This is a genomic window from Umezawaea sp. NPDC059074, assembly GCF_042738955.1.
Lineage (GTDB): Bacteria > Actinomycetota > Actinomycetes > Mycobacteriales > Pseudonocardiaceae > Umezawaea.
In genome coordinates this window covers 63719-71053 of sequence record NZ_JBHYHC010000046.1, presented here as the reverse complement: position 1 = coordinate 71053, position 7335 = coordinate 63719, and the positions used below count along the sequence as shown (strand labels likewise).

Here is a 7335-nt window from a genome sequence, read left to right as displayed (position 1 = left end):
CCCTCTTTCGCTTTGTCAAGGCTGGAAAGACGTCTTGACAAAGCGAAAGAGGGTGGGGGCGCAAAAACAATCGGGGGCTGCCAGGGTTGGGGGTTGAAAAGAACCTGCCGGCACGGCCCGGTTGGTGCGCGGTGCGAGTGCCGGCCGGGGGCCGGAAGATTTTGGTGCGGTTCCGATCGGTGCAATTGAGATGTGGGTCGGGTTGGTCACGGGGGTGAGTTGGGGCCGGGGGCCCGAAAGATCAGGCGCAGTGGGATGCGGTGCCGGTTGGGGTGAAGGCTGGTAGTGGTTCGCACGCGGTCAGCCATGTTGTGGGGACCTTGGTCAAGCCGGTGCGGCCTGCGATGATGCCGCCGACTATTGCGCAGGTCGTGTCCACGTCGCCGCCTGCTGATGCGGTGGACCGGAGTGCTGCTTCCAGGTCGTCCAGGTGTCTGGCCGCGCACCAGATCGCGAATGGGACTGTGTCCGGTGCGGAGATTCTGCTGCCGTTTCCCAAGGTGCCTGCTGCGGAGCGTGGGTCGGTGTGGAAGGGGACCCGGCTTGCTCGTTGTAGTGCGGTGCGGACTGCGCTTGGTGGGGTGTGGTGGGTTACCTCGGGTAGCAGGCGGTCGGGTGGTGTGTTGGTGATCGACAGGGCTGTGGCTGTTGCTACGGCGATTGCGCCCGCTGTTGCTTCTGGGTGGGCGTGGGTTACTGCGGCTGAGTTCGCGGCTTCGGTTTTGACGCGGTTCAGGTCGTTGGCGAACCAGGCGCCTACTGGGGCTACTCGCATGGCTGCGCCGTTGCCCCATGAGCCTTGGCCGTCGAATTGGCGGCCTGCGACGGTGTGCCACGGTTCGCCGTTGCCGATGGCGGTCAGCACCTCGTGCATGGAGGCGCCGTAGTGGCGGTGCGGGTCGCGGCGGTATTCGGTGGCGAACGCTGTTGCCAAGGCGTCCTGGTCGATGTGGCCGTGGTCGAGGAGGACGGCGTGGATGCACAGGGCCATGGCTGTGTCGTCGGTCCACGGCCATGGAGGTGGGGCTTCGTCGTCGGTTTTGTGCGTGAAGCGGGTTTGGCCGAAGGAATCGCCCAACGCCAAGCCGCGCAAGGTGTTCTCCCTGCTCGTCATGTGGCTCCCTCCGCCATTAGTTCCTCGGATCTCGACCATAGCTCTGGCAGGAAGTCGATTACCTGCTTCGCCCGTTCCTGGAGGTCGTTGGGGCCGGTGATGCCGAGGTCCGCCAGCAAGGCGTCGAAGGCCGAAGAAAGGTCCTGGTGCAGGGCTGGGGCGTCGGATTCGAGGATGGTGTGGCAGCGGGAGAACGTGGCTGTTAGCCAGAAGACTGCCTCTCGGTGGTTGCCGGAGTCGATCAAGGCTTGGCAGCCGTCTATGGCGATGGGGCGAGCCGCCTGAGTGATGTCTGAGCTGTACGGGAAGGGGGTTCGAGACACCGGGACTGTGTGGTCGAACGTGGTTACCAAGGCTGTCAGGTGGTGTTGGGTTTGGGTGGGGGTCCAGGTGGTGCAGCCGAGGTGGGACAGGAGGGTGGGGTAGAGGGGGCCCGCTAGTGGTCTTGCCTTGAGGTAGCGGAGGCGGACTGTGGGGTTTTGTTGGGCCGCCACCAGGAGGATGTGGGTGGTGATGCCTGTGGGGAACAGCCAGGACATCACCTGGCGGGGCCATGGTGTTGACGGGGTGATGGTGGTGAGGCCTTGTTCCACGCGGGACTTGGCGTGTTCGCAGCGGTGGCGTAGCCACATCGGGTCGGAGAAGTGGTGGGCTACGGAAGCTTGTAGGGGGCCGAGGGCGCCTGTGGGGTCGGCGATGATGGTGTTGGTGCGTAGGCCGTTGGCCAAGTGGTAGTCGCCCAAGGCGTTGTGGAGGTCTTGCCACGTCACGTACGTGACTTCCAGCAGGACGTCCTGGAAGAGGAACTTGCCCGGTTTCCGTTGGGGTGTGTCGGTGACGACCGCTATGTCCACATCGGATCCCACCGGGAGCGTGGCGTTGTCCGGCAGGGTGGTGGTCGAGCCGGTGTAGTACGCGGTGGCGGAGTGGTTGTGGACCCAGGTCTCGGCTGCTGCTCTTGCCTCGCCTACCAGCACGGAGAGTCTCCCCCTTGCGGTGTTGATCAGGGTGGACCAGAGTCTGCCGTCGGACCTTGGAGGGAACCTGATGGACCTGCACCTTACCGGCAAGATCGCTGTGGTCACCGGCGCCAGCAAGGGGATCGGGCTGGCTGTGGCTCGGGCGTTGGCCGCTGAAGGGGTCCAGGTCGTCGCGGGGGCTCGGGAGTGGCACGAGGAGCCGGTGCCGTTGGTGCACCCGGTCGCCGTGGACCTCGGGACGGCCGAGGGGCCTGGGCTGTTGGTGGACGAGGCCGTGCGGTTGTTCGGTGGGGTGGACATCCTGGTGAACAACGTCGGTGCCGTGCGGCCGCGGACCGGGGGGTTCCTGTCGATCACCGATGACGACTGGGCCGGGATGGTGGCGTTGAACCTGATGTCCGCCGTTCGCGCCACCCGTGCGGTGTTGCCGCACCTGTTGGAGCGCGGTGCCGGATCGGTGGTCACCATCGGGTCGGTCAACGCGTTCCTGCCCGACCCGCTGGTGATGGACTACAGCGCGGCGAAGGCGGCGTTGGCGAACTTCACCAAGTCGCTGTCGAAGGAGTTCGGGCCGCGCGGGATCCGGGTCAACACGATCAGTCCCGGACCGGTGGCCACGGCGTTGTGGTTGGGGGCCGGTGGGGTCGCCGCGACGATCGCCGAGGCTTCCGGTGGGGACGCCGACGCGGTGGCGAAGTCGGCCGCGTCGGGGATGGTGACGGGGCGGTTCACCACGCCCGAGGAGGTCGCGGACCTCGTGCTGCTGCTCGCGAGTGACCGGGCCGGCAACGTGACGGGTGCGGACTTCACCATCGACGGCGGGCTGGTCACGACACTCTGACCCCGGTCAGCAGCAGTGGTCGCCGCGCCAGGCCTCGCGGCCCTCCTTGACCGCGACGGCCGCGATCACCAGTGCCACCACGGGGTCGGCCCAGTACCAGCCGAGCAGGCTGTTCAGCAGCAGGCCGACCAGCAGGACGCCGGACAGGTACGTGCACAGCAGGGTCTGCTTGGAGTCGGCCACGGCGCTGGCCGACCCCAGTTCCCGGCCCGCGCGGCGCTGGGCGTGGGACAGGCCGGGCATGACGGCCAGCGACACGGCCGCCAGGACCACGCCGACCGTCGAGTGCTCCGCCGGGACCCCGGAGAGCAGGGACCGCGCCGACTCGACGGTCACGTAGGCCGCGAGCGCGAAGAACGACACCGCGATCGCCTTCAACGCCGTGCGTTCGCGGGCGGCCGGGTCTGAGCCGGAGAACTGCCAGGCGACGGCCGTCGCGGAGGCGACCTCGATCACCGAGTCCAGGCCGAAGCCGATCAGGGCCGTCGACGACGCCGCCGCGCCCGCCGCGAGCGCGACGACCGCCTCGACGACGTTGTAGGCGATCGTCACGCCGACCAGCAGCCGGATCCGCCTGGTCAGCACCGCCGTGCGGGCGGTGACCGGTGGGGGAGCGCAGCAGGCGCAGCTCATCGGGTCGCCGCCGGGACGTGGTCCGGGCACGGGTCGACGGCGAGCACGACCTTCGCCAGTTCGGTCAGCGCGCGGGACAGGTGCTCGTCGGCCAGCGCGTAGCGCACCTGGCGGCCCTCGTAGGCCGCCACGACCAGGCCGCAGCCGCGCAGGCACGCCAGGTGGTTGGACACGTTCGACCGGCTCAGCCCCAGGTCCGCGGCGAGCGCGCCGGGGTAGTTCGGGCCGTCCAGCAGCGCCACGAGGATGCGGCAGCGGGTCGGGTCCGCCAGGGCTCGGCCGAGGCGGGCGAGCGCGTCGGCACGGGTCTCACGCGTCAGCACGGGCTGAACAGTACAGCGTCGGCTGACGCTTTCACCACGGCGTTCATCAGACGTCGACACGACGTCCACGGCGCGCTGGTGCCGTGGGTGGACACGGGACGACCGCCGTCCCGCCCCACCCGGAAGGCCACACCGTGACCACCAGCGACTTCGACGTCCGACCGCTCCTCGACTCGGTGGCGGGCCCGGTGCTCCTGCCGCACGACGAGGGTTTCGCCGCCGAGTGCGCGGGCTTCAACCTGCTCGTCGTCCACGACCCCGCCGTGGTCGTCGGCGCGACCAGCGCCGCCGACGTGCGCGCCGCGGTGCGGTTCGCCGTCGCCAACGACCTGCCCGTCGCCGTGCTCGCCACGGGCCACCAGCCGTTCGCGCCCGCCACCGGCTCCGTCCTGATCACCACCAGCCGCATGGCGTCCGTGGAGGTCGACGCCGAACGGCAGACCGCGCGCGTCACCGCGGGCACGCTGTGGCAGCAGGTCGTGGACTCGGCCGCCAAGGACGGGCTCGCGCCGCTCAGCGGGTCGGCAGGCACGGTCGGCGTCATCGGCTACGTCCTGGGCGGCGGCCTCAGCCCCACGATGGGCCGCACCCACGGCTGGGCGGCCGACCACGTGCGGGGGATCGACGTGGTCACCGCCGACGGCGAGTCGCGGCACGTCACCGACCTGTCCGACCCGGACCTGTTCTGGGCGATCCGCGGCGGGAAGGGCAACTTCGGCGTCGTCACGGCGATCGACATCGCGCTGTTCCCGGTCACCGAGTACTTCGGCGGCGGCGTCTTCTACGCGGGCGAGCACACCGCCGCCGTGCTGCACGCCTACCGCGAGTGGATCGCCGACGCGCCGGACGAGCTGAACTCCTCGATCGGCCTGCTGCGCCTGCCGCCGCTGCCGACCGTGCCGGAGTTCGCCCAGGGCAAGCTGGTCGTGCACCTGCGCGTGTCCTACCTGGGGTCGGAGGAGGACGGCGAACGGCTCGTCGCGCCGATGCGCGCGGTCGCGCCCGCCCTGCTCGACACGGTGGCCACGACCCCGTACACCGAGTTCACCTCCATCCACCTCGACCCGACCGACCCCATGCCGTACGGCGAGTTCGGCGGCCTGCTGACCGAGCTGTCCGCCGAGGGCGTCGACCGGATCGTCGAGCTGGCCGGTCCCGCGTCGGACTGCCGGGTGGTCATCCTGGACATCCGCCACCTCGGCGGGGCGCTCGGCCGTCCGGCGGCGTCGCCGAACGCGGTCGACGTCCGGGACGCCCGGATCAACGTGTGGGGCGCGGCCGTGGGCGACCCGGTCGAGGTCGAGGCGGTGCTGGACCAGATGCGGGACCTCGTCGGCGCGCTGGGCCCGTGGAGCACCGGCCGCCAGTACCTCAACTTCATGAGCGGCGACGACGCCGTCGAGAACGCCTTCGGCGACGAGGTGTTCCGCCGCCTGCGGACGGTCAAGAGCCAGTACGACCCGACGAACGTGTTCCGCGCCAACAACCACAACGTGCTGCCGAACGCCTGAGGGTCAGAGAGCGGCGAACGAGCGCTCGTCCAGCCTGCGCAGCGCCGCGCGGCGGGCGAGGTCCTGGGCGCTCGACGCCAGCTCTCGGCGGGCGTAGAGCAGCGCGACCCCGAGGTAGCGGAACGATCCGTCGCTCTCGGCCTCCAGGAGGTTCGCGTCGACCAGGGTCTCCAGCACCCGTCCGGCGCGGTGCGGCGGCAGGTCGACCAGGGGCGCGACGGCCTCCGCGGTCAGCCGGTCGCCGACCAGGGGGCCGAGGCGGAACGCGCGGGCGACCACCGGGTGCAGGCGGTCCAGCACGGCGGTGACGCCCGGCCGTGCGGGCAGGCAGGCGAGGTCCATGATCCGCGGGTCGGCGTGGCCCGCCGTGGCGTGGTCGAGGATCCGCGCCACGGACCAGTGCGGACGGCCCAGCAGGCGCGCGGCGGTGGTCCGGATGGTCAGCGGGTGGAACGACGCCAGCCCCGCCAGCCGTTCGGCGGTCGCGCGCTCGGCGTGCACGCGGTCGTGGCCGACCAGCCGGGCCAGCAGCTCCACGGCGTCGTGCGGGGTCAGGGGGCCGAGCCGGACCACGTGCGCGGCGTTCAGGTGGACCAGGTCCCGCCAGCCCGTCACGATCGCCGCCGACCCCGGTGTCGTGGGGAGCAGGTGGCGCACCTGCTCCACGTCGTGGGCGTCGTCGAGCACGACCAGCACCCGCCGCTCGGCGAGGACCGTCCGCCACAGCGCGAGGAGGTCCTGCACGCCCGTCGGCAACCGATCCGCGTCCATCCCGAACGCGATGAGGAATCCCGTCAGCACCTTTTCCGGAGTCGTGGGACTGCCGTGGGATCCGCCGAGAGTGGCGAACAGTTGCCCATCCGGGAAATTCGCGCGCAGGGAATGCGCGGCGCGCACCGCGAGAGCGGTCTTGCCCATTCCGACGAATCCGCTGACGGCCACGACGGGCGCGCGGTCGGCGGAGTCCAGCGCGCCGCGGATCCGCTCCAGCTCCCGTGCGCGGCCGACGAAATCGGCTGGGTCGGCGGGCAGTTGAGCGGGCGGCCGCACGGTCGCCGGGGGCGCCGCCACGGGGGTCAGCTCGGCGCGCAGGATCCGGCCGTGCAGCTCGCGGAGGTCCGCGCCGGGCTCGATGCCCAGCTCGTCGACGAGCAGCCGCCTGCCCTCGTCGTACACCGCGAGCGCCTCCGCCTGCCTGCCCGAGTGGAACAGCGCGGTCATCAGCAGCGCGCGCAAGCGCTCGCGCATCGGGTCGGCGGCGACCGCCTCGGCCAGCTCCGCGCTCGCCGCGACGTGCCTTCCCAACGCCAGGTCGATCTCCAGCCGCTCCTCCAGCGCGGCCAGCCTCGCCTGCGCCAACCGCGTGCGCTGGACCTCGACGAAGTCGCCGCGCAGGCCCCCGAGCGCGGTGCCCTGCCACAGGTCGTGCGCCGAGCGCAGCAGGTCGGACGCGGCCGCGAGCGCGCCGCGGGCACGGGCCTGGCGGGCCGCGGCGACACGGGTGCGGAACCGCGCCCAGTCGACCGCGCCGCCCTCCACGGACATCGTGTAGCCGCCGCCGACGGAGGTGATCACGCCGTCCTCGGCGGGTGACAGGAGGCGGCGCAGCCGGTACACGTAGGTGCGCACGGTGCCCCGCGCCTCCCGCGGCGGCTCGTCGCCCCACACGGCGTCGATGATCTCCTCGACCGACACCGGCTTGCCCTCGCGCAGCAGGAGCAGGGCGAGGGTGACCCGTTGCTGGGGTGAGCCGAGCGCCAGCTCCTCGGCGCCCCGCCACGCCCTGATCGGCCCCAGCAGGGCGAACCTCAATCCTGTCGTCATCCCGTCCTCCGCCCCCGAACCGGTCGAGCCGAACAGTCGCTTTCACGGCTGGGGAAGCGGTTCGGTTCGATTCACGGCGAAAGTGTTCGGAGTGGCGCGGAGCGTGAGC

The 7335-nt window shown here is 71.0% G+C and carries 7 protein-coding genes; 2 read left to right on the top strand and 5 right to left on the bottom strand.

Features of this window, described 5'->3' with window-relative positions; translation table 11 throughout:
• Nucleotides 1-241: 241 nt before the first annotated feature.
• Both ACFWW9_RS21975 and ACFWW9_RS21970 read right to left on the bottom strand, forming a co-directional pair.
• Nucleotides 242-1114: an ADP-ribosylglycohydrolase family protein gene (locus ACFWW9_RS21975; protein ID WP_390380770.1), complete on the bottom strand. Its 873-nt coding sequence runs from the start codon at nucleotides 1112-1114 to the stop codon at nucleotides 242-244.
• Nucleotides 1111-2091 carry a hypothetical protein gene (locus tag ACFWW9_RS21970; RefSeq protein ID WP_390380768.1) on the bottom strand — a complete coding sequence of 327 codons (981 nt, stop codon included), beginning with the start codon at nucleotides 2089-2091 and terminating at the stop codon, nucleotides 1111-1113. Before ACFWW9_RS21970 ends, ACFWW9_RS21975 begins: the two co-directional genes overlap by 4 nt.
• A 70-nt stretch (nucleotides 2092-2161) precedes the next feature.
• Here ACFWW9_RS21970 and ACFWW9_RS21965 point away from each other — a divergent pair, with 70 nt between their 5' ends.
• Nucleotides 2162-2935 carry an oxidoreductase gene (locus tag ACFWW9_RS21965; RefSeq protein ID WP_390380765.1) on the top strand — a complete coding sequence of 258 codons (774 nt, stop codon included), beginning with the start codon at nucleotides 2162-2164 and terminating at the stop codon, nucleotides 2933-2935.
• A 6-nt stretch (nucleotides 2936-2941) separates the two neighbouring features.
• Here the strand turns inward: ACFWW9_RS21965 and ACFWW9_RS21960 are convergent, their stop codons facing one another.
• Nucleotides 2942-3568: a cation transporter gene (locus ACFWW9_RS21960; RefSeq protein ID WP_390380782.1), complete on the bottom strand. Its 627-nt coding sequence runs from the start codon at nucleotides 3566-3568 to the stop codon at nucleotides 2942-2944.
• Nucleotides 3565-3891: an ArsR/SmtB family transcription factor gene (locus tag ACFWW9_RS21955; protein ID WP_390380762.1), complete on the bottom strand. Its 327-nt coding sequence runs from the start codon at nucleotides 3889-3891 to the stop codon at nucleotides 3565-3567. Before ACFWW9_RS21955 ends, ACFWW9_RS21960 begins: the two co-directional genes overlap by 4 nt.
• 134 nt (nucleotides 3892-4025) lie before the next feature.
• On the opposite strand from ACFWW9_RS21955, the gene ACFWW9_RS21950 reads away from it, so the two are divergent.
• Nucleotides 4026-5402 (top strand): FAD-binding oxidoreductase, encoded by a 1377-nt coding sequence (locus tag ACFWW9_RS21950; protein ID WP_390380759.1) that lies wholly within the window; start codon nucleotides 4026-4028, stop codon nucleotides 5400-5402.
• 3 nt (nucleotides 5403-5405) lie between these two features.
• Here the strand turns inward: ACFWW9_RS21950 and ACFWW9_RS21945 are convergent, their stop codons facing one another.
• A complete protein-coding gene (locus ACFWW9_RS21945) occupies nucleotides 5406-7226 on the bottom strand; it encodes a BTAD domain-containing putative transcriptional regulator (RefSeq protein ID WP_390380755.1) in 1821 nt (606 codons plus the stop codon).
• Between the last annotated feature and the right edge of the window lie 109 nt (nucleotides 7227-7335).

Excerpts from the sequence above, each read along its gene's own strand:
- ACFWW9_RS21975 (WP_390380770.1), bottom strand. The coding sequence starts at position 1,114 with ATGACGAGCAGGGAGAACACCTTGCGCGGCTTGGCGTTGGGCGATTCC.
- ACFWW9_RS21965 (WP_390380765.1), top strand. The coding sequence starts at position 2,162 with ATGGACCTGCACCTTACCGGCAAGATCGCTGTGGTCACCGGCGCCAGC.
- ACFWW9_RS21960 (WP_390380782.1), bottom strand. The coding sequence starts at position 3,568 with ATGAGCTGCGCCTGCTGCGCTCCCCCACCGGTCACCGCCCGCACGGCG.
- ACFWW9_RS21945 (WP_390380755.1), bottom strand. The coding sequence starts at position 7,226 with ATGACGACAGGATTGAGGTTCGCCCTGCTGGGGCCGATCAGGGCGTGG.